We start from the raw sequence: 21,409 nt of genomic DNA, 5'->3' as shown, positions 1-21,409 counted from the left end.
GGACTGCTACTGCGCGGTCAGGCCGCCACGGAGGCGAGTGCCTTGATGCGGTCCGGGCGGAAGCCGGACCAGTGGTCGGAGCCCGCGACCACGACGGGCGCCTGGAGGTACCCGAGCGCCATGACGTACTCCCGAGCCTCGTCGTCCATCGAGATGTCGATGATCTCGTATTCGATGCCCTGCTTGTCGAGCGCCTTGTAGGTGGCGTTGCACTGGACGCAGGCGGGCTTGGTGTAGACGGTGACCATGTGTCTCAGGACCTCTTTCGGCACGGCGCCCGGACGGCGCGAGGGGCTCTTCTCGTAGCGGCCTCCCGGGCCCGGGCTCTCGCCCGGCCTGTGGATAACCGCGGTGTCTGTCGGGGGTCACGGTCCGAATCCCACGAGTGACATTCATTGGGGCCGCAACGCTTCTAGACACTACCCCTAGTGGCCAGCGAGTCAATCGACCACAACATTTTGGTCTTACATCGCTGGTATTCCCAGGTCGCGATCCCGCCTTGTGGACACCGCGGGCCCCCGGTGGGAACCCCGTCCCCGGACCGTCGATCCGGCGCCGCGCACACCTACCGTCGCACGCCGATCACCGTCCCGGAGCGGCGGGTCGGCATCCCACAGGACCTCCCCAGAGACCCCACAGATTGTCCCCACGCCCTCCACAAGCGAGCGGATGGTCACCGCCGCGGGGCGCGCCGGGGAGGCCACGACGACGAGGGGACGACGACGAGGGCCCGCCGCCGGCGAACCGGTGGCGGGCCCTCGAGGGTGCGTGAGGACTCACGCGGACATGTCAGCCCTGGCGGGCCTTGAAACGGGGGTCCTTCTTGTTGATCACGTAGACCTTGCCGCGACGACGGACAACCTGGGCGCCCGGCTTGTTCTTCAGCGACCGAAGGGACTTGCGGACCTTCATCTGGCGCTCCTTAGGCTCTCGGGGCGGCCGCTATGGCCGCCGACACGACTGGGGATCACTGTGCGACACGTCCGTCCCGAAAGGCCGGATGTACGACACACAACTGGTCCATCGTAACGGACTGCCCGACCAGAACTCCAACCGGCGACGGAGGGCGCCCCGGCCGCACCCCGACCGCGCTCCGGGCACTCGCGGCCACCGGCGGAGATGTCACGCGGTCGTCACACGTGGTTCCTATGCTGACGCCATGACCGAGACCACGACAGACCGCGCTGCTGCCCTGCGCGCCGCCATCATCGCCGAACTCGGCGTCCGTCCCGACATCGATCCCGCGGAGGAGGTCGAGTCGCGGGTCACGTTCCTGGCCGACTACCTCCGTTCGACCCCCGCCACGGGCTTCGTCCTGGGGATCAGCGGCGGGCAGGACTCCACCCTGACCGGCCGGCTCTGTCAGCTCGCCGCGGAGCGACTCCGGGACGAGGGGATGTCGCGCGCCCGGTTCGTGGCGATGCGCCTGCCCTACGGCGAACAGGCCGACGAGGCCGACGCGCAGGCGGCCCTGGAGTTCATCCGTCCGGACGAGAGTCTCACGGTGGATGTCCGCCCCGCGTCCGACGCCGCCTCCGAGGCCGCCTCCGCCGCACTCACGGCTCTGCCCGACGAGGCGGGGCCGCTCCGTGATTTCGTCCGCGGCAACGTCAAGGCGCGTGAGCGGATGATCGCCCAGTACGCCGTGGCCGGGCAACTGAACCTCCTCGTCGTCGGCACCGACCACGCCGCCGAGGCGGTCACCGGCTTCTTCACCAAGTACGGCGACGGCGGGGTCGACCTGACCCCCCTGACCGGTCTCACCAAACGACAGGGCGCGGCACTGCTACGCCACCTCGGCGCGCCGGACTCCACCTGGCGCAAGGTCCCCACCGCCGACCTCGAGGACGACCGGCCAGGCCTGCCCGACGAGGTCGCCCTCGGCGTGACCTACGCCCAGATCGACGATTACCTCGAGGGCCGCGACGGCGTCCCGCCCGAGGCGTCCGCGCGGATCGAGCAGCTGTTCCTGGGCTCGCGCCACAAGCGCACGGTGCCCGCCACCCCGCTCGACACGTGGTGGCGCTGACCGGTCCGCGAGGACGGGTCGTCAGCGCAGCAGCGTCCAGACGGTCTCGAGCGCCTCGGCGGTGCCGGGGACGTCGTAGGACTGGGTGGTGAAGACCGCCGCGGCCCGCCCGGTGCCGCGGTCGACGTAGCCGATCGTCCCCAGTCCCCCGGCCCAGCCGACCACGCCGCCCGGGCGCACCTCCACCTGGAACCCGTAGCCGCAGCCGGGCTCGAGGAAACCCTCCGCGCTCGCCCGCTGCCGCGCTGTCAGGTGGTCGGTGGCCATCAGCCGAGCACTCTCCGGGTCGAGCACCGGGCCACCGTCGACGAGCACACCCAACAGCTCCAGATAATCGCCCACCGTCGCGGCGAGGCCGCAGGCGAGGGACTCGAAGACCGGCGGCACCGCGAACCTGCCCGCGGTGTCCAGTGGCCGTACCCGGCCGTCGGGCCCGAGGCCGTACGAGGTGGGGAGACGGGAGAGGTCGGCCGTGAACCCCGTGTCCGCCAGCCCCAGTGGCCCGGTGACGTACTCGGCCAGCAACTCGGTCACGGACGAGCCGGTGGCGCGGGCGAGGAGCACCCCGAGGACATCGCTGCTGGTGTGGTACCACCACGCCTGACCCGGCTGGCCCGCGAAGGGCAGCTCCGCCAGCCGCCGGAGATACTCGTCCGGCGCGACGGCCGGGGCGTACGGCCCCGGGGCGACCCCACGGTCGGACATCGCCTCCGACAGCGCGGGGTTCTCCCCCGCCCAGCCGACACCCGCGGTCATGGTGAGCAGGTGCCGCAGGGTAACGGGCCGCTCGGCCGGGACCGTCTGGTCCGGCGGGCCGTCCGGCGTGGCCAGCACGCGAGGGTCTGCCAGCTCGGGCAAGAACGTGTCCACCGGGTCGTCGAGGGTCAGTACGCCTCGTTCCACGAGACGCATCGCCAGGATCCCGCCGACCGGCTTGGTGTTGGACGACAGTGGGAACACCGCGTCCTCCCCCAGCGCGGGTCCGCCCACGGTACGGGCTCCGCCGGAGACGATCCTGGAGCGCCCGCTCTCGCGGACGCCACAGACGTACCCGACCAGCCGACCGTGGTCGACGAGCGCGTCGAGCACGTCGACGACGTCCGTGATCTCCCCTGGCCCCGCCACACCCCGACACTACGACCGCGGACCGGATGGCGGAAGACGCCAAATGGCGAGATCCCGGGACATCGTTTCCGTTGTCCCGGGATCTCGTCCTCGGTGGAGCTAAGGGGACTCGAACCCCTGACCCCCACACTGCCAGTGTGGTGCGCTACCAGCTGCGCCATAGCCCCGTATCCATTTGTCCGCCGCTCACCTCTCGGTGACCGGCCCGACCTAAGTTACACCACCACGGTTCGGGCCTCCAAATCGGGCCCGGCCCCGCCGGGAGGGGCGGGGCCGGGCCACAGTTGCGCACCCGGCACGAGCACCGGGCGGTTCGCCGGACGAGTTACGCGATGATGTCCTGGAGCCAGGCCGCGTTGCCGATGTCGACGACCTCGCCCTCGTAGGCGACAGTCGGGGTGGACACGCGATCGGTGATCTCGCGGATGCTCTGCTGGGCGTTGTCCGCACTGTCGGAGGCCTTGTCCATGCCGCCGTTGGACTCGACGTTGCCGATGCACTCGACCGAGTCCGCGTTCGCGCCGGCCGATTCCGCGATGTCCGCCAGCTCGCGGGCCGAGAGGTCGCCGCCGCCCTCCCCCGGCTGCTCGGCGAAGAACGCATTCTTGACGTCGAAGAACACTGGCAGGGAGTCCTTGGCCGCGACACACTGGATGGCCGCGAGCGCGCGGGTGGAGTACTCACCGGAACCGGACTGTCCGTTGAGGAAGTTCAGGGCGTAGAACTCGACCTGCAGGTCCCCGGCCTCGACGGCCTCGGAGATGGACTCACCGTACTGCGCCTCGAAGGAGCCACATGCGGGGCACATGTAGTCCTCCCAGATCTGGACGGTCGGCGCCTCGTCCGGGCCGACGACGACCACGCCGGCCTCGGTGATGTCGATCAGCTCGTCGTTGGTCTCGCCGAACGTGATGGGGTTGGCCTCTCCGCCCCGCTGGGCCATCCAGACGACGCCACCGAGGACCACGACGGCGACCGCGATGAGCGCGACCACGGTGATGATCATCCCGTTGTTGGACTTGGTCTGGAGGACCTTGGTGTTCTTGTTGGGCTTGGCGTTCACGTGTACGCAGGCCTTTCTCTATTGGGAGACCGTCGACCTCTTCCGGGTGACCGGCACTACGCCAAAGGGTACCGAAGCGGCGGGAGCGACCCCGCGCGCGCACCATCGATGCAAATGCACCACACCCCCGGTCGGTGTCGACCGGGGGTGTGGCCCGAATGGTGGAGCTGCCGGGAATTGAACCCGGGTCCTCCGCAGCATCGGCAGGGCTTCTCCGTGCGCAGTCCGCGTTGGCCTCTACTCGGATCTCACCCTCATGCGGACATGTCGGTGATGACGATCCCAGTCACTGTGTGATGTCCCGACCCACCCCGTGACCGGGTGAGCCGGTGATCTCTCTGAATGATGCCGGTGACCGGGGCGAGAGCGACCCCGGGCCGACAGACTACGGGCTCGCTATCAGGCAGCGAGGGCGTAGTCGCGCTGATTGGTATCGGCGCGTAATTGGTTGCCACGACGCTTACGGTGGTCTCTGGCCTGCACCGGCACGCTTCCCCTGCGTCAACTCACGTAGTCGAAACCAAGTCAGCCCCGTCAGGACCGCCGACTTCCGCCGACGGACTCCCCACCCTACCCCGGTGACACGCCGCCCGCCAGGGTGATCCCGCTCTCCCCGGTCAGGCGAGCACCCGGCTCCGCCGAGCACCCCGTTCAGCCGAGCGCGAGCAGGGAGATCGCCACCCCCGCCAGGACGAGTCCGACCAACTGGACCGCACGCATCCGCTCCCCGCCGTGGGCGATCGCCAGCGCCACGGTGAAGGCGGGGTACAGAGCCGCGATCACACTGACCAGTGAGAGCATCCCCGCCTGCGAGGCGAAGTAGAAGGCACCGTTGGCAACGGCGTCGAACACGGCGATCACCACGCCGATCGCGATGAGACGCCGGGAGAAACTGAATGACTCGCGGGCTGCGACCGCGGCGACCAGCAGCATCGCCGTCGCCCCGATCCGCGAGGCCGCGACCGGCCACAGGCCCTGGCCCGGCGGCACCTGCGCCAACAACACGAAGAACGCGGCGAACGCCAGCCCGGAGAAGACCGTGAGCACCAGCAGACGACGGGTGAGGCGCCCGTGCCGGACCGAGGAGCCGTCCCGGCTCTCCATGGAGACCAACACCGTCGCCACCAGCGCGAGCGCCATGCCCGCCCCCGCCGCGGGCGCGGGCCGCTCCCCCGCCGCCAGACCGAACGCCAGCGGAACCGCCGCCGCCAGGACCGCCGTGATCGGCGAGATCACACTCATCGGCCCGCGGGAGAGCGCGAGGTAGAACGACCACACCGCGACACCCGAGGCCAACCCGGAGGCCAGGCCCCACCCCAGACCGACCCCGGTGGGCGCCCCTCCGGCAACCAGGGCCGCGACGCCCACCAGCACGATCGACAGCGGATAGGAGACGCTGACCACGCGCAGCACGCGGGCGCGGCGGGAGGCCACGCCGCCGAGGTAGTCGCTGATGCCGTACGCCACCGCCGAAGTCGACGCCAGCGCGACCGGCATCATGCCCGCATGCCCTTGATCTTCCTGCCGAGTTCACGCACGGCCTCACGCTCGGCGGTCCGGCGGGCGATGTCGTGGCGCTTGTCGTGCGCCTGCTTGCCCCGTGCGACGGCCAGCTCGACCTTCACCCGGCCGCCCACGAAGTAGAGCGACAACGGGACGAGGGTGGCATTGCCGTCGCGCACCTTGCCCACGAGCGAGTCGATCTCGCGGCGGTGCAGCAGGAGCTTCCGGGCACGCTTCGGGGCGTGGTTGGTCCAGCTCCCGTGCGAGTACTCGGGGATGTGGAGCCCGCGGAGCCACACCTCGCCGTCGTCGACCGTCGCGAACGCGTCGACCAGCGAGGTCTTGCCCTCACGCATGCTCTTGATCTCGGTCCCGACCAGCGCGATGCCGGCCTCGTGCGTCTCCAGGATCTGGAAGTCGTGCCGGGCCTTGCGGTTGCTCGCGACGATGCTCCCGTCGGAGCCGAGGGACGACGCGCCCTTCTTCTTGTTCTTCTTGGCCACGTCGCGTCACCTCCTGATTGCCGTGCCCTCGCCGCCGTTCCGCAGCCCCCAGAGTCTAGATGGAGGGCGCGTTCAGTGCCGAACCGTGAGCCTCAGGGCGATCCAGGCGGTGAGCGCGGAGACCACCGCGCCCGCCACGACCAGCCCCGGTGCGAGGAGGAGGATGTCGGGGGTGGTGATCCGCTCGACCAGGTTCGCGCGGTAGGCCTCCGCCAGCACCCTGTCGAGGAAGACGTTCTTGGCCACCAGCAGGCCCCCCACCGCGAGGAGGGCGCCGGCCACCGCCGCGATCACCGCCTCGAGGACGAACGGCAACTCCGTGTACCAGCGGCTCGCGCCCACCAGTCGCATGATCCCCAGGGCGGTCCGCCGGGTGAACGCGGCGATCTGCGTCATGTTGGCGATGAGCAGGACGGTCGCCAGCAGCTGGACGACCGCGATCGCGAAGGCCGCGTTGCGGACGCCGTCGAGGACGGAGAAGACCCGTTCGACGAGCTCGCCCTGCCCCTGGACGATCTCGATGCCGTCCACCTCCGCCAGGTCACGCGCCACCGCCTCGGCCCGCGTGGGGTCGGTCAGTGTCAGGGTGAACCGCGAGCCGAGGGCGTCCGGCGAGGTCGACTCCACCAGCACCGGGTCTGTCGAGGAGAACAGGTCGACGAACTCGGCGTAGGTCTGCTCGGGATTCTTGTACTCCACCGACGCCACGCCCGGCGTCGTCTCGAGCCGCTGGAGGATCCGGCCGCATTCCGCCGCGCAGTCCGGATCCTCCAGCGAGATCGACCGGTCCACGTAGACGCGGAACTCGTTGAGATAGTCGTACTTCTCCTGACTCGCGGACGCGGTCATGGCCACGAGCAGGCCCGCCCCCAGCATGCCCAGGGCCACCGCCGTGGTGATGATCATGGCCAACGTCATGGACAGGTTGCGGCGCAGTCCCTGCCCGACCTCGGAGGCGACGAACGTAGCGGCCATCAGCGGTCCACCCCGTAGGTTCCGCGGGCGTCGTCGCGGACGACCGAGCCGTCGACCAGTTCCACCACGCGGCGCCGCGAGCGGTCCACGATGTGCCTGTCGTGGGTCGCCATGAGCACGGTGGTCCCCGTCCTGTTGATCCGGTCGAGCAGGAGCATGATGTCCTCGCTGGTTTCGGGGTCGAGGTTGCCCGTCGGTTCGTCCGCCAGCAGCAGCACCGGGCGGTTGACGAACGCCCGCGCGATCGCGACCCGCTGCTGTTCCCCACCGGAGAGTTCGTGAGGTCGGCGATCGGCCTTCCCGCCCAGCCCGACCATGTCCAGGGTCTCCGGCACCACCTTGTCGATGGTCCGGCGGGACTTGCCGATCACCTGCAGCGCGAACGCGACGTTCTCCGCGACCGTCTTGTTCTCCAGCAGACGGAAGTCCTGGAACACGCAGCCGAGAGAGCGTCGCAGCACGGGCACGTCGGAGCCCTTCATGCGCGTGAGGTCGTGGCCGGCGACGGTGAGGGTGCCCGAATCCGGGCGGTCCTCGCGGAGAACGAGCCGCAGGAACGTGGACTTGCCCGATCCCGACGCACCGATGAGGAACGCGAACTCGCCGTCACCGATCTCCACGCTCACGTCGGACAGCGCCGGACGCGTCGAGGACGGGTACGACTTCGTCACACGGGAAGCAGTGATCACTCCGATAGCCTAACGCCACGCAGGCCACAGTCACGGGAGCGGTCGAACAACGCGGCGGCGGCCGCGGCGCGGCCACCCGGTGGCGCTACCCCTCGAGGGCGCCGCCGGGCACCGAGGTCTCCCCGGCGCCCGGGGCCTCCTGCTGCAGCTGCGGTTGCGACTGCTGGTCAGGCTGCTGCTGCGGCGACTGCTGTGGCTGTTGTTGCTGCGGGGCCTGCGGATCGGCGCCACCGGGGAACCCCTCGGCATCGGGACCCGTCGTCGCGGTCCCTCCCGTCACCGTGGTGCTGGTCGTGCGGGAGCCCGTTCCCGTCGGAGTCGGAGACGAACTCGGGGTCGGGGCCGTGGTCTCGGTGGTCTGATCCGTCGGCGTGGACGACGGGTCGACCGGTTCGGCCGGTTCGGCCGGTTCCGAGGTCCCGGTGGGGTCCTGCGCGGGTTGCGGCCCGAAAGCGACCACCGGCTCGTCGCGGACGAGCAGATACAGCACGCCTGCCAGGACGAACGCGCCGAGGAGGATCGCGGTCGTCCGGGACATCCTGAAGAACTCGCCGAGCAGTGCGACGATCCGTGGCTTCGGACTCCGCGAGGGAGCGTCCGGTGGTGGCGTCCCGCCCAACCCGAGCGGGTCGGGCCGGTCGAGGATCGGGTCGTCGTCGATCGCGGCGCCCTGCGGGGCTGTCCCGTCGGGCCGGGTCATGTCATCGTCCCTGTGCCGGGCCATCAGACGCTCCCCTCTCCGGCCTGCGGTCGCAGCATCCCGGCGCGGATGGCGGCCAGCGCCTCCGGCTCCAGGACGATCCCCTCCTGGCGGAAGCGGCGGAGGATGACGGCGCGCATCCGACGGCCCACCTCCCACTGCATTCCCGGCTTGGTCCGGGCGAGCAGGCGGATGACGGTCTGCTCGAGTTTGATCGACTGCACACCCATGACCGACGGTTCGTCGAGCACGTACTCACCCACACGGTCGTCGTGGACGATGTCGCGACAGACCTCGGCGAGCACCTCGTGTGCCTTGTCCATGTCGGCGTTGTTGGGGACGGGGACGTCGATGATCGCGCGAGCCCAGTCCTGGGACTGGTTGATGGCGGTGACGATCTGCCCGTTGGGGACGATGACGGCCTCGCCGTCCAGGGTGCGTAGCCGGGTGACCCGGAGCGTGACGTCCTCGATCGTCCCGGCGGCGACGCCGGTCGCCGTGGTGAGCTCGACGATGTCGCCGTAGCCGTACTGCCGCTCGGCCAGCACGAAGAAGCCGGCGAGGAAGTCCTGGACGATCTTCTGCGCGCCGAAGCCCAGCGCGGCGCCCAGAACGGTGGCCGGCGCCACGAGGGTGACGAGGTTGACGCCGAACCGCAGCAGGATCTGGATTCCGAACAGGATGTACAGGATCCCCACGGCGACGTAGGAGACGACCTGGACGAGGGAGTGGAGATGCTTCGACTCCTCCGACCACAATTCCTTGTCGGCGTTCCTCGCGTCGATCCGGCCTGTCCACATCCGGGCGATCTTCCCGATCACCCGGGTCATCAGGGCGGCCCCCAGGACGAGGAGGACGACCTCCAGTCCGTCGTTGCTCAGCCAGGCCAGGACTCCGCTGAAATCTGTCCGGAAGGCCACTAGGCGTCCGCCCCCTCCCGCATGCGCCATCGGATGCCGGCCTCGATGAACCCGTCGATGTCACCGTCGAGGACCGCGGACGGGTTGTTGACCTCGTACTCGGTGCGCAGGTCCTTGACCATCTGGTACGGGTGCAGGACGTAGGACCGCATCTGGTTACCCCAGGAGGCGTTGCCACCCGCACCGAGCGCGTCCATGGCGGCCCGCTCCTCCTGCCGCTTGCGCTCGAGCAGCTTGGCCTGCAGCACCTTCATGGCCGCGACCTTGTTCTGCAGCTGGGACTTCTCGTTCTGACACGTCACCACGATCCCGGTCGGGACGTGGGTGAGGCGGACGGCGGAGTCGGTGGTGTTGACGGACTGACCACCCGGGCCGGAGGAGCGGTAGACGTCCACCCGGACCTCGTTCTCCGGGACCTCGATGGAGTCGACTGTCTCCACGACCGGCAGCACCTCGACCTCGGCGAAGGAGGTCTGGCGGCGGCCCTGGTTGTCGAACGGGGAGATCCGCACCAGCCGGTGCGCTCCCTGCTCGACGGACAGGGTCCCGTACATGTACGGGTCCTTGACCACGAAGGTGGCGGACTTGATCCCCGCCTCCTCCGCGTACGAGGTGTCGTACACCTCGACCTTGTGGCCGGCCTTCTCCGCCCACCGGATGTACATACGCATGAGCATCTCGGCGAAGTCCGCGGCGTCCACGCCGCCGGCGCCGGCACGGATGTTGACCACGGCGTCACGCTGGTCGTACTCGCCGCTGAGCATCGTCTTGACCTCCATGGCCTCGACGTCCTCACGCAGGCTGGAGCGCTCGGCGTCCGCCTCCTCGACGGCACCGCCGCCCTCCTCCTCCGCCAGCTCGTACATCAGTGGCAGGTCCTCGATCCGCTGCCGCAGATCACGGCAGCGGCGCAGATCGGCCTGGATGTACGACAGCTCGCTGGTGACCTTCTGCGCCCGGTCCTGGTCGTTCCACAGGTCCGGGTCGGCGGCCATCTGCTCGAGCTCGTCGACGCGGCGGGCGAGCTCCTCGATGTCGAGGACCTTCTCGACCGTGGTCAGGGTCGCGTCGAGGGCAGCGATGTCGGCAGAAACTTCAGGGTGCACGTCTACCAACTCTACGCGGCCCGGGCGCCTTCCAGCGTTTGCCCACCCGCCCCCTCCCCGTGGCCTGCCGCGCCTCCGATCGTCACCCCCCGGCGGTAGCGTCGGATGCCTCGGACCCGCTACCGCTCGTGGTCAGCGAGCCGCGACGACCAAGCGGAGGAAGTGAACGTCCATGGACACCCGCCACCCGGGCCCCCTGCACGACGAGTCCACCGGGGGGATGACCGACGCCGATCTGGCCGCCCGCCTCGTCGTCGACGCCGGAAACCTCGCGCGGCGACTGCGCGAGGACGGGCTCGACGTCCGCCGCAAGACCTCCGTCTCCGACGTGGTCACCGAGGCCGACGACGCGGCCGAGCGACACATCACCGCACTCCTCGCCGAACACCGCCCGTCCGACGGCGTCCTCGGCGAGGAGGGCTCCCTCGTCGCGGGCGACGGCGAACGGCGGTGGGTCGTGGACCCGGTGGACGGCACCTACAACTTCGTCTCCGGCTCCGACTACTGGTGCTCGGCCGTCGCGGTCACCGGCGGTGACGACTACCTGCTCGGGGCGGTCCACCGACCCGTCACCGGGGAGACGTTCGTCGGCGGCTCGGACGTGCCGACGCGCCGCAACGGGGTGCCCGTCGCGCGCCTGGCCCCCGGGGACCTGGCCGCCGGCAGCCTCGCCACCTACCTGCACCCGCCGTTCTTCGACGATCCCCATCTCGCCGAGCCCTTCCACCGCGTGAGCCGCGGCGCGGCGACCATCCGGATGCTCGGGTCCGGGTCCGTGGACCTGGCCTCCGTCGCGTGCGGGATCCACACGGTGTGGTGCCAGCACTCCTGCCCCGAGTGGGACTGGCTACCCGGCCGCGCCCTCGTCGAGGGGGCGGGCGGGGTGTGCGCGACCGTCGAGGTGAACGGCTACGACTGGTTCGTGGCCGGTCGCCCGGGCGCGGTCGAGCAGGCGGTCGTCCTCCTGCGCGGCTGACACCGCCCGCCCACCGGCGGCAGGGACGTGTTCGAGGAAAGTGTGGCGCTCGGAACTTACTCCGAAGTAAGGTGTCGGGGACAGCACAGTCCACCGTCCGTCACGAGAACAGCTGGTGATGATGAGCAAGAACCCCACAGCCCCGTCCACGACCGGACGCGCGGAGACCTCGACACCGGGTAAGAACCCCGCGCGCATCGACGCCATCGGCGCCGCCATGCGCGCGCTGACCACCATTACCGGGTCGGAGTTCGCCGAGCGCTTCGGCCTGCGGCAAAAGGTCGACCGGGTCACCTACGAGGCCACCAAGACCGGTTTCAAGACCCTCGGTGCAGCGACCAAGTCGTTCAAGAAGGTCTCCGGCGGCGGCGCACCCAAGCGTCTTCCCGACTCCGAGGCCCGGCCCGACCTGTTCGACCTCACGCTGGACGAGGACCAGCAGATGATCTCGCAGACCGTGCGAGAGTTCGCCGCCGAGGTCATCCGGCCGGCCGCGCACGACGCCGACGCCGCCGCCGAGGCACCCGCGTCGCTGCTCGAGCGCTCGGCCGAGATCGGCGCCACCATGCTCAACGTGCCCGAGGAGTTCGAGGGCATCGCGTCCGAGCGCGGTGTGGTGACCAACTCGCTGGTCGCCGAGGCCCTGGCCTACGGCGACATGGGCCTGGCCCTGCCGATCCTGGCCCCCTCCGGCGTGGCCACCACCCTGACGCAGTTCGGCTCGGACACCCAGCAGAAGTCATACCTCCCGGCGTTCGCCTCCGAGCAGGTCCCCGCCGCCGCCGTCGTGGTGGCCGAGCCGCAGCCACTCTTCGACCCGTTCAATCTCAAGACCACCGCCACCCGCACCGTCGGCGGGTTCACGCTCAGCGGCGTCAAGTCGATGGTGCCCACGGCCGGCAGCGCGGAACTCTTCGTCGTCGCCGCCTCCCTCGACGGCGCGCCGACCTTCTTCGTCGTGGAATCCGACACCGACGGACTCGTGGTGGAGGCCGACCCGTCCATGGGCCTGCGCGCCGCCGGCCTCGGCCGACTCGTCCTCACCGACGTCTCCCTTCCCGCCGACGCCATCCTCGGTGGCGCTGACGTCTCGCCGGAGGACCGGTCCTCGGCCTACGCCGACGTCATCCGCCTGTCGCGTCTGGGCTGGGCCTCCCTCGCCGTGGGCACCTCCCACGCCGTCCTGGACTACGTGACCCCGTACGTCAAGGAGCGTCACGCCTTCGGCGAGCCCATCGCCCACCGGCAGGCGGTCGCGTTCGCCGTGGCCGACATGGCCACCGAACTCGACGGCATGCGCCTGGTCACCTGGCGCGGCGCCGCCCGCGCCGAACAGGGACTGTCCTTCGCCCGCGAGGCCGCGCTGGCCCGCAAGATCGCCGCGGACAAAGGTATGAAGATCGGCCTCGACGGTGTCCAGCTGCTCGGTGGCCACGGGTTCACCAAGGAACACCCGGTCGAGCGGTGGTATCGCGACCTGCGCGCCGTGGGAGTGGCCGAGGGCGTGGTGGTCCTGTGACGTCCGCCCGCTCCGCCACACTCCCGAACCGGACCAAGGACCTGAAGCGATGATCAATCTCGAAATCCCCAAGAAGCTGCAGGCGGGTGCAAACCAGGCCCGCCAGGTGGCCATGCAGATCTTCCGACCCATCTCCCGCAAGTACGACCTCGCCGAGCATGAGTACCCCGTCGAGCTGGACACCCTCAAGGCCATGATGGAGGCCATGGAGGACGCCGGTCAGGCGGCCTCCGGCGCCACCATGGGATCAGGTCGCGCACCCCGGCGCGAGGGCGTGTCCAACGGCGGCAATATGAAGTCGCTGCTCAATGCCATCGAGACCTGCTGGGGCGACGCGGGATTGACCTTGTCCGTCCCCGGCCAGGGGTTGGGTAACTCCGCCATCGCCGCCGTGGCGAGCGACGAGCAGATGCAGAAGTTCGGCCGGGTGTGGGCCTCGATGGCCATCACCGAGCCCGAATTCGGCTCCGACTCGGCCGCCGTCTCGGCCACCGCGCGGTTGGACGGCGACGAGTACGTCATCAACGGCACCAAGATCTTCGTGACCTCGGGCCAGCGCGCGGATCACATCGTGGTGTGGGCGACCCTGGACAAGAGCAAGGGCCGCGCCGCGATCAAGTCCTTCGTCGTGCCCCGGGACCATCCCGGCGTCTCCGTCGACCGGCTGGAGCACAAGCTCGGCATCCGGGCCTCGGACACGGCGCAGATCAGCTTCACCGACTGCCGGGTCCCCAAAGAGAATCTTCTGGGCGATCCGGAGGTCCGCGTGGACAAGGGCTTCGCTGGTGCCATGCAGACCTTCGACAACACCCGTCCGCTGGTCGCCGGCATGGCCGTGGGCGTCGCCCGGGCCGCGCTCGAGGAGATCCGCACCCTCCTCGAGGAGGCCGGCATGGAGATCGACTACGACCGTCCGGCCACCAGCCAGCCGGCCGCCGTCGCCAAGTACCTCGACCTCGAAGCCGACTGGGAGGCTTCCTACCTGCTCACGCTCCGCGCGGCGTGGATGGCAGACAACAAGATGCCCAACACCAAGGAGGCATCGATGTGCAAGGCCAAGGCCGGGCGCACCGGTTCCGCCGTGACCCTGGGCGCGGTCGAGCTGGCCGGCAGCTACGGCTACTCCGAACGCAGCTTCCTGGAGAAGTGGTCGCGCGACTCCAAGATCCTCGACATCTTCGAGGGCACGCAGCAGATCCAGCAGCTGGTGATCGCGCGCCGGATCCTGAACCTGTCAAGCGCCGAGCTGAAGTGAGCCGACCCCGGCGCGATCACCGCACTGAGCGGCGCCCCCGCGGACATTTGTCCGCGGGGGCGCCGCCCGTTTCGGCCGGCTCACTCCAGCCGACTGATCGGCGTCCACGACATGATGGTTCCGCACTGTCGGCAGATGTGGACACGGTGACCGTGGTCGAGACTGCCGCTGCGACCGGCATCCCAGCCGACGAGGACCCGGTCGGGCCCGAGTTCATGCCCGTACGGGCAGTGGGTGGGCGCGTCCTCGGTCCAGAGCATGGAGCGGACGGTAGCGACGGGGTCGGACACAGACGAGGGCCCGGTACCGACCGCGTCGGTACCGGGCCCTCGTCCGCCTCTCGCCCACGGGGCGGGGTGCCGGGCGGTCAGGCCATCCGGAAGCCGCTCCCCGGCCAGTCGCGCGCGGTGGCGTCGGCGACGATCGCGTCGAACGAGTACGCCACCGCCGGCAGGAAGAACGGAGTCTGCGCCGGGTGGATACACGAGGGCAGGATGGGGCCGATGCTGCCGGCCGATCCCGCGTCCGGCGGCATGTGCCCGCCGGAGAGGAGCCCGACGAGACGCCCCTCGCGGATCACGGGGCCACCGGAGTCGCCGTAACCGGCACAGGTGTGGGTCCAGAACCGGTCGCCCTCGCGCTGCCACGTGATGCCACAGGTGTGTCCGGTGGTCAGCCCGTCCTTGCAGACGACGTCACCGAACTGCGGCGCGGGTCCGCGGCCCACGATGCCCGCCTGTCGGACGGGGACGGCGACGCCCGGGTCCAGACGGATCACGGAGTAGTCGAGGATCTCGTTGCGGGTGGCGATGGTGCCGATCACGCCGGCACCCGGGTCGTCGCGGAGGATCACCGGGGCGTCGATCCGCTCACTGCAATGGGCGGCGGTGAACGCGACTGGCGCTCCGGAGTCGTCGTACCCGGCGGCGGTAATGGTGCATCCGGCCACTCCCCCGACCAGAACAGGGGTCGCACCCCCGACGGGCACGGCGGCTTGGGCAGCTGCGGGCGCCATCAACGTGGCGGCACCGGCCATCACGGCCGTCGCGGCGAGCTTCGCCACACGGGTGAGCCTCATGAATGTGTCCTTCCCACCCCGGGCGGACTGCCCGGGTATACGCCCTCGACAGGGTAGCGGCGATCAGCCGCCGGTGCACCACGCGCGGGCCGGCCGGAGCCCCACCACCCGTGCGGCGCTGGCCCCGACACGTCGGATCCCGGCCGATCCCCCGGTCAGCGGCCTTCGACGATGATGCGGATGGAGGGCCGCTCGTCGGGGTCTCCGCCGATCTGTGCCCAGATCCCCGCGACGACGGGCTCGAGGAACAGCTCGCCCACCTGACCCATGAGCGTGCGGACCACCTGGACCTTGTCCGAGGCCCGCGTCGAGGCGTGGCCACCGCGCCGCAGACTGTCGACCTCCCTGGTGGTGAGCTCGACGATCGCCTCGAGAAGCGGGACACCCCGGCCGTCGGGTTCGAGGAGGGCCCGGTTGATGTACTTCACCAACATCGGGTTGCGCTCGAGCATCTCCCGCACCGCGGCGTCGCGGGCCGCCACGACCTCCGCTGCTGATCCGGAGTGCTCGACCGTCGCCAGTGCGGCGACCACCTGCTCCACCACGAGCTCGTCGACAGCGCGGCGCAACCCCTCCTTGGTGCCGAAGTGGTGCTGGATCAACCCGATGGTGACCCCCACCCGGGCGGCGACCCGCCGCATCGAGACGCGGTCCTCGCCGTGATCGGAGTAGAGCTCCAGCGCCGCGTAGCGGATTCGCGCGCGGGCGGTGAGGTCACCGTCAGCAGAGCGCGGGACACCGTCCCCCGACCCGGGTTCAGTTGCGATCACTCGCCCCACCTCGTCTCGCCGCGACGTGCGACGCCCGAGGGCGCCGCCGGAAGGTCGACCATACACATGCATGTCAGGCAATGCAGTTGTATGGTGGGGATCGTCATGGCCGTCAACCGGCCCCCACCCCATCGCTGGAGTCCCCCGTGCTAGAGACCGCCCCCTTCCGATCCCCGTGGATGACCGACGATCTGGATGCGCTGCGCGCCCATACGCGTGCGTTCCTGGAGAAGGAGACCGCCCCGCACCTCGAGCGCTGGGCCGAGCAGGGCGCCGTCGACCGTGAGTTCTGGAACAAAGCCGGCGACGCTGGCCTGCTGTGCATCTCCATCCCGGAGGAGTACGGCGGTGGCGGCGGCACGTTCGCCCACGAGGCCGTGATCGCCGAGGAGCAGACCCGCGCCCTCGACGACGGCTGGGGCAATTCGGTGCACAGCACGATCGTGGCCCACTACATCGTCCAGTACGGCACCGAGGAGCAGAAGCAGCGGTGGTTGCCGAAGCTCGCGACCGGCGAGATGGTCGGCGCCATCGCGATGACCGAGCCGGGCGCCGGGTCCGACCTGCAGGCGCTGCGCACCTCGGCGGTGCGCGACGGTGACGACTTCGTGGTCAACGGTGCCAAGACCTTCATCTCCAACGGTATGCACTGCGACCTGCTCGTCATCGTCACCCGCACGGGTGGCGAGGGCGCGCAGGGCCTGTCCCTGCTGGTCGCGGAGACCACCGACCTGCCCGGCTTCGACCGGGGCCGCAAGCTCGACAAGATCGGCCTGAAGTACCAGGACACGATGGAGTTGTTCTTCGACGACATGCGGGTGCCCGCCGGGAACATCCTGGGCGGCGAGGAGGGCGTGGGCCAGGGGTTCATCCAGCTCATGCAGCAGCTCCCGCAGGAGCGCCTCATCATCGCGGTGACGGCGGTCGCGGCGGCCGAGACCGCCGTGACGCTGGCGACGGATTACGCCAAGGAGCGCGAGGCGTTCGGCAAGCCAATCCTCAAGTTCCAGAACCTGCGTTTCGAGCTGGCCGAGTGCAAGACCGAGGCGCTCGCCTCGCGCACCCTGCTGGATCACTGCATCGGCCTGCATCTCAAGGGTGAACTGGACCCGTCGACGGCGTCGATGGCCAAGTACTTCTGCACCGACAAGCAGTGCGAGATCATCGACCGTTGCCTGCAGGTTTTCGGTGGTTACGGCTTCATGACGGAGTATCCGATCGCCCGCATGTACGCCTCGGCCCGCGTGCAGAAGATCTACGGTGGCACCAACGAGATCATGAAGGAGCTCATCTCGCGGACCCTCTAGAGTTCGTCGGCGACAACTAAAGCTCGGCGACGATCGCCCGGACGGCGTCACGGCCCGCCCGGTTGGCCCCCACGGTCGACTGGGACGGGCCGTAGCCGATGAGGAACAGACTCGGCTCGTCGAGGGCCCGGCCCTCCGCCACCCGGATGCCCCCCTCGGGGGTGCGCAGGCCCAGGGGCGCGAGGTGGGCGACCGCGGGTCGGAACCCGGTCGCCCAGAGGATGACGTCCGCCGGTTCGTGTCGCCCGTCGGGCATCCGCACCCCGTCGGGTTCGATGCGGGTGAACATGGGGTGGCGGACCAGGACGCCGCGCTCGTCGGCGCGCTCGATCCACGGGGCGCGGTACATGCCGGTGACGCGGATGATGCTCTGCGGGGGAAGTCCCTGCGCGGTGCGATCGGCGACCCGGTCGATCGCGGCGGAGAAGTTCTCCGGGGCGGGGTCCGTCTCCCACTCGATCTCCCGCCTGGTTACCCAGAGGGTGTCGGCGACGCGCGAGATCTCCTCGAGCAGCTGGGTGGCGGAGATGCCGGCGCCGACGATCACGACGCGCTGTCCGGCGAACTCCTCGGCGTCGACGTAGTCGTGGACGTGGAGCTGTCGGCCGCGGAACGTCTCCTGGCCGGGGTAGTACGGCCAGAACGGTCGGGTCCAGGTGCCGGTGGCGTTGATGACGTAGCGCGCCGCCCAGGCCTCAGGGCGGGTGTCACCGCCTGGATCGGTGACGACGACGAGGTGGTCGGACTCCGGCCCGTCCCGCCCGGGCGTGGGTCTGCGGACCGAGCGCACGCGGACCGGCCGCCGGACGTCGAGCCCGAATCGGTTCTCGTAGTCGGCGAAGTAGGGCGGCAGGACGTCCCGACTCGGGGCGGTGCGGTCGACATCGGGGACGGGTCGGCCCGGCAGTTCGAAGATGCCGTTGACCGTGCTCATGGTGAGGGATTCCCAGCGGTGCCGCCAGGCCCCGCCGGGGGCGTCCTCGGCGTCGAGCATGACGAAGTTGCGCTCCCCCGCCTCGGCACGGCCGACCGGCGCGAACCCCCGCCGCCTGAGGTGGTAGCCGGCCGACAGTCCGGCCTGGCCGGCGCCGATCACCACCACGTCGACCGGACGGGTGGGGCTCTCCTGATCGGGCGTCACGCCACCATGGTGGGCCATGCGGCTCCGGCGAGGACGGGCGGGCGCGGGATCGTCGCAGACGCCGGGGTCAGCACCCGTCGGGCAACGAGGCGAAGTCCGGCGTGCGCCCTTCGGCGAATGCCGCCAGCGCCTCCGCGTTCGCCGGTCCACCCATGAGGTCGGCGAAGGCCCGGTTCTCCCGTTCGCGGGCGTCTGCGATCTGGCGCGCCAGCGGTTCGGTCATCGTCCGCTTGACCGCCCGCAGACTCGAGATCGGGAGCCGCGCCAACCGTGCGGCGTGCTCGCCGGCGACCTGCTGGAGTTCAGCGGGGGCGCACAGCCGCCAGACCAGTCCCATCTCGTGGGCCTCGCGGGCCGTGATCCACTCCGAGGACAGCAGGGCCCACGCGGCGTTCTGCCGACCCACCAGCCTGGGCAGCAGGTAGCTCGACGCCGCCTCGGGCGCCACTCCCAGGCGGGTGAACGGGCACTTGAGCCGGGCGTCGTCGGCCATGAACACCAGGTCGGCGAACCCGATGATCGACATGCCGATACCCAGTCCGAGCCCGTTGATCGCCAGGACGAGCGGCTTGTCGAACCCGGTGAGCGCGTCGACGAGTCCCAGGAATCCGTGCTCGCCGGGGACGAAATCGGGGTTGGTGATCCGCTCACCCATCTCCAGCAGGTCGGTGCCCGCGCTGAACGCCCGGCCCTCACCGGTGAGCAGGACCACCGCGACCGTGGGGTCCGCCGCGGCGGCGTGCAATGCCTCGGTGACCGCGTCGTACAGCGCCTCGTTGAAGGCGTTGAGGGCATCGGGGCGCGCCAGTGTCAGGGTGCGGACCCGGTCCGCATCGCACACTGACAGGCCCGTCGTCCTCTCGTCTCGCGCCATGGTCAGCTCTGCTCCAGGTAGACGGACTTGAGCTCGGTGTACTGGGCCAACCCCTCGGGGCCGAACTCGCGACCCACCCCGGAGGCCTTGAAGCCGCCGAACGGGGCGGAGAAATCCATCGTGTAGGTGTTCACGCCGTAGGTGCCGGTCCGGACCCGTCGCGCGACGCCCAGCCCCGCCTCCCGGTCGGCGGTCCACACGGTGCCCGCCAGTCCGTACTCGGAGTCGTTGGCGATGCGGACGGCGTCGTCGACGTCGTCGTAGGCGATCACGGAGATGACGGGACCGAAGATCTCCTCCTGCGCGATGCGCATCGAGTTGTCGACGCCACCGAAGACCGTGGGTCGTACGTACCAGCCGGTGTCCAGGCCGTCGGGGCGGTCGGAGCCCCCGGCGAGCAGCGTCGCACCCTCCTGCTGCCCGATCTCGATGTAGGAGTTCACCCGCTCCTGCTGGCGACGGGCGACCATCGGCCCGATCTCCGTGGCCGGGTCGAGCGGGTCCCCCACGACCATCGACCCGATGCCGTCGGCCAGCGCCTGTGCCACCTCGTCGTGGCGGTCGCGACTCACCAGCACCCTGGTCTGTGCCACGCACGCCTGGCCGGAGTTCATCACGCCCACGAACTTGAGCCCCTCGACCACGGTCGTCAGGTCCGCGTCGTCGAGCACGATCGCCGCGGACTTGCCGCCCAGCTCGAGGGAGCAGCGCTTGAGCTGCTCGCCGCAGATCGCGCCGATTCTCCGGCCCGCCGCGGTGGATCCGGTGAACGCCACCTTGTCGATCGCGGGGTGCCGCACCAGGTGCTCGCCCACCTCGCGGCCGCCGGCGACGATGCTCACGACGCCCTCGGGCACGCCCGCCTCGATGAGCAGTTCGCCCAGCAGGTAGGTGTCCAGCGGCGTCTCCGGCGCCGGCTTGACCACGATCGTGCACCCCGTCAGCAGCGCCGGGATCAGCTTCGACAGGACCGTGAACTGGGGGACGTTCCACGGCGGGATCGCCGCGACCACGCCCACGGGCTCGTGTCGCACCAGCACCTCCCCGCCGAGGACGCCGGGGCGGGTCTCCTCCCACGGGAATTCACGCGCGATGGCGAGGAAGGCTTCGATCTGCATCCACGGGGCGGGCGCCTGGGCGAGCTTGCTGAACGAGATCGGGGAGCCCATCTCCGTGGAGATGACGGTCGCCATGTCGTCGAGCCGCGCCGCGTACAGGGCGGACAGCCTGGCGACGACCTCGATCCGCTCGTCGGGGCTCATGCGGGGCCACGGGCCGTGGTCGAAGGCCTCGCGCGCGGCAGCCACCGCGGCGTCCACGTCCGCCACCGATCCCTCGGGTACCCGGGCGACGACCTCCTCGGTGTGCGGGCTGATCACCTCGATGACGTCATCGGTGGCGGGGGAACGCCACTGGGTGCCGATCAACAGGGCATCGCGGTCGAGTGAGGTGGTCATGTGGCTCTCCTGCCGTCACGGGGCGTCGTCGTGGCCGCATCGGACATGCGAACAGACACCTGTCCACCATACGAGGACCGAACCACTGTGTGGGCCGGAACACACGGACAGGCGCGATGATCGCTCCGGAGGCATCTACGACGTCCGCACTCCCGACCACGGCGTCGGCATACTCGAGCGAGACAACTCCAGAAATAAACTCAGGCCCGGCTCCCTTTCGGGAACCGGGCCTGGTGCGTGGTAGCGGGGACAGGATTTGAACCTGCGACCTCTGGGTTATGAGCCCAGCGAGCTACCGAGCTGCTCCACCCCGCGTCGTTTGCGTCTATGACACTACGTGCCATTCACCGGACATTGCAAATCGGTGGACGCTCGACGACTAGAAGATGACGTAACTCACACCCCCGCACCCATCGCCC

Annotated in this window: 22 protein-coding genes, 2 tRNA genes and 1 other RNA gene; 5 read left to right on the top strand and 20 right to left on the bottom strand. The window is 70.0% G+C overall.

Translation table 11 applies throughout. From position 1 onward, the window contains the following. Positions 1-17 precede the first annotated feature (17 nt). Positions 18-248, bottom strand: a complete 231-nt coding sequence (locus G6R20_RS13490) for a redoxin NrdH (RefSeq protein WP_096905853.1) — start codon at positions 246-248, stop codon at positions 18-20. 541 nt (positions 249-789) lie between these two features. Further along, complete coding sequence (ykgO, locus tag G6R20_RS13485) at positions 790-912, bottom strand: type B 50S ribosomal protein L36 (RefSeq protein ID WP_003852698.1); 123 nt, start codon at positions 910-912, stop codon at positions 790-792. A gap of 247 nt (positions 913-1,159) precedes the next feature. Between ykgO and nadE the strand changes: the two genes are divergently transcribed. Further along, positions 1,160-2,029 carry an ammonia-dependent NAD(+) synthetase gene (gene nadE, locus G6R20_RS13480; RefSeq protein ID WP_096905854.1) on the top strand — a complete coding sequence of 290 codons (870 nt, stop codon included), beginning with the start codon at positions 1,160-1,162 and terminating at the stop codon, positions 2,027-2,029. A gap of 21 nt (positions 2,030-2,050) precedes the next feature. On the opposite strand, the gene G6R20_RS13475 is transcribed toward nadE, so the two are convergent. From G6R20_RS13475 to prfB, 11 genes are all read right to left on the bottom strand, one after another. Then, entirely contained in the window at positions 2,051-3,154 is a 1,104-nt protein-coding gene (locus G6R20_RS13475) for a serine hydrolase domain-containing protein (RefSeq protein ID WP_240341459.1), read from the bottom strand. A 94-nt stretch (positions 3,155-3,248) separates the two neighbouring features. Continuing rightward, positions 3,249-3,321: transfer RNA gene (locus G6R20_RS13470), tRNA-Ala, on the bottom strand. 158 nt (positions 3,322-3,479) lie between these two features. After that, positions 3,480-4,217: a thioredoxin domain-containing protein gene (locus G6R20_RS13465; RefSeq protein WP_240341458.1), complete on the bottom strand. Its 738-nt coding sequence runs from the start codon at positions 4,215-4,217 to the stop codon at positions 3,480-3,482. A gap of 159 nt (positions 4,218-4,376) precedes the next feature. Continuing rightward, positions 4,377-4,750: a transfer-messenger RNA gene (ssrA, locus tag G6R20_RS13460) on the bottom strand. A gap of 118 nt (positions 4,751-4,868) precedes the next feature. Then, positions 4,869-5,717 (bottom strand): EamA family transporter, encoded by an 849-nt coding sequence (locus G6R20_RS13455; RefSeq protein WP_181694279.1) that lies wholly within the window; start codon positions 5,715-5,717, stop codon positions 4,869-4,871. Then, on the bottom strand, positions 5,714-6,223 hold the full coding sequence (gene smpB, locus G6R20_RS13450) for an SsrA-binding protein SmpB (RefSeq protein WP_067712405.1): 510 nt from the start codon (positions 6,221-6,223) through the stop codon (positions 5,714-5,716). Before smpB ends, G6R20_RS13455 begins: the two co-directional genes overlap by 4 nt. A gap of 72 nt (positions 6,224-6,295) precedes the next feature. Beyond that, positions 6,296-7,198, bottom strand: coding sequence for a permease-like cell division protein FtsX (gene ftsX, locus G6R20_RS13445; RefSeq protein ID WP_163376668.1), 903 nt, complete (start codon positions 7,196-7,198; stop codon positions 6,296-6,298). After that, positions 7,198-7,887 carry a cell division ATP-binding protein FtsE gene (gene ftsE, locus G6R20_RS13440; RefSeq protein ID WP_067712387.1) on the bottom strand — a complete coding sequence of 230 codons (690 nt, stop codon included), beginning with the start codon at positions 7,885-7,887 and terminating at the stop codon, positions 7,198-7,200. The genes ftsX and ftsE overlap by 1 nt, the downstream gene beginning before the upstream one ends. Positions 7,888-7,972: 85 nt before the next feature. After that, positions 7,973-8,611: a hypothetical protein gene (locus tag G6R20_RS13435; RefSeq protein ID WP_067712385.1), complete on the bottom strand. Its 639-nt coding sequence runs from the start codon at positions 8,609-8,611 to the stop codon at positions 7,973-7,975. Beyond that, positions 8,611-9,507 (bottom strand): mechanosensitive ion channel family protein, encoded by an 897-nt coding sequence (locus G6R20_RS13430; RefSeq protein WP_067712384.1) that lies wholly within the window; start codon positions 9,505-9,507, stop codon positions 8,611-8,613. Before G6R20_RS13430 ends, G6R20_RS13435 begins: the two co-directional genes overlap by 1 nt. Further along, positions 9,507-10,613, bottom strand: coding sequence for a peptide chain release factor 2 (gene prfB / locus G6R20_RS13425; protein WP_154830266.1), 1,107 nt, complete (start codon positions 10,611-10,613; stop codon positions 9,507-9,509). Before prfB ends, G6R20_RS13430 begins: the two co-directional genes overlap by 1 nt. A gap of 172 nt (positions 10,614-10,785) precedes the next feature. On the opposite strand from prfB, the gene G6R20_RS13420 reads away from it, so the two are divergent. From G6R20_RS13420 to G6R20_RS13410, 3 genes are all read left to right on the top strand, one after another. After that, positions 10,786-11,589: an inositol monophosphatase gene (locus G6R20_RS13420; protein ID WP_163376667.1), complete on the top strand. Its 804-nt coding sequence runs from the start codon at positions 10,786-10,788 to the stop codon at positions 11,587-11,589. A gap of 118 nt (positions 11,590-11,707) precedes the next feature. Continuing rightward, positions 11,708-13,108, top strand: coding sequence for an acyl-CoA dehydrogenase family protein (locus tag G6R20_RS13415; RefSeq protein WP_069388449.1), 1,401 nt, complete (start codon positions 11,708-11,710; stop codon positions 13,106-13,108). A gap of 49 nt (positions 13,109-13,157) precedes the next feature. Beyond that, complete coding sequence (locus tag G6R20_RS13410; RefSeq protein WP_069388448.1) at positions 13,158-14,363, top strand: acyl-CoA dehydrogenase family protein; 1,206 nt, start codon at positions 13,158-13,160, stop codon at positions 14,361-14,363. Positions 14,364-14,443: 80 nt separating this feature from the next. Here the strand turns inward: G6R20_RS13410 and G6R20_RS13405 are convergent, their stop codons facing one another. The 3 genes from G6R20_RS13405 to G6R20_RS13395 all read right to left on the bottom strand — a co-directional run bounded on the left by G6R20_RS13405 (position 14,444) and on the right by G6R20_RS13395 (position 16,220). Continuing rightward, positions 14,444-14,623: a hypothetical protein gene (locus G6R20_RS13405; RefSeq protein WP_132063683.1), complete on the bottom strand. Its 180-nt coding sequence runs from the start codon at positions 14,621-14,623 to the stop codon at positions 14,444-14,446. A 107-nt stretch (positions 14,624-14,730) separates the two neighbouring features. Further along, a complete protein-coding gene (locus G6R20_RS13400) occupies positions 14,731-15,441 on the bottom strand; it encodes a peptidase S1 (protein ID WP_069388447.1) in 711 nt (236 codons plus the stop codon). 155 nt (positions 15,442-15,596) lie between these two features. Continuing rightward, positions 15,597-16,220, bottom strand: a complete 624-nt coding sequence (locus G6R20_RS13395) for a TetR/AcrR family transcriptional regulator (protein WP_227022361.1) — start codon at positions 16,218-16,220, stop codon at positions 15,597-15,599. A gap of 137 nt (positions 16,221-16,357) precedes the next feature. On the opposite strand from G6R20_RS13395, the gene G6R20_RS13390 reads away from it, so the two are divergent. After that, positions 16,358-17,518, top strand: coding sequence for an acyl-CoA dehydrogenase family protein (locus tag G6R20_RS13390; protein ID WP_132063685.1), 1,161 nt, complete (start codon positions 16,358-16,360; stop codon positions 17,516-17,518). Between the two features lie 16 nt (positions 17,519-17,534). On the opposite strand, the gene G6R20_RS13385 is transcribed toward G6R20_RS13390, so the two are convergent. The 4 genes from G6R20_RS13385 to G6R20_RS13370 all read right to left on the bottom strand — a co-directional run bounded on the left by G6R20_RS13385 (position 17,535) and on the right by G6R20_RS13370 (position 21,305). Beyond that, complete coding sequence (locus tag G6R20_RS13385; protein ID WP_132063686.1) at positions 17,535-18,677, bottom strand: FAD-dependent oxidoreductase; 1,143 nt, start codon at positions 18,675-18,677, stop codon at positions 17,535-17,537. 49 nt (positions 18,678-18,726) lie between these two features. Continuing rightward, positions 18,727-19,533 (bottom strand): enoyl-CoA hydratase-related protein, encoded by an 807-nt coding sequence (locus G6R20_RS13380; protein WP_163376666.1) that lies wholly within the window; start codon positions 19,531-19,533, stop codon positions 18,727-18,729. A gap of 2 nt (positions 19,534-19,535) precedes the next feature. Further along, a complete protein-coding gene (locus tag G6R20_RS13375) occupies positions 19,536-20,990 on the bottom strand; it encodes an aldehyde dehydrogenase (RefSeq protein ID WP_163376665.1) in 1,455 nt (484 codons plus the stop codon). Between the two features lie 238 nt (positions 20,991-21,228). After that, positions 21,229-21,305: transfer RNA gene (locus tag G6R20_RS13370), tRNA-Met, on the bottom strand. Positions 21,306-21,409: the final 104 nt, after the last annotated feature.

Source organism: Dietzia sp. Alg238-R159 (assembly GCF_900537145.1).
Classification (GTDB): domain Bacteria; phylum Actinomycetota; class Actinomycetes; order Mycobacteriales; family Mycobacteriaceae; genus Dietzia; species Dietzia kunjamensis.
Note: the sequence above shows the minus strand (reverse complement) of the source record. Positions and strands in the feature narration are given on the sequence as shown.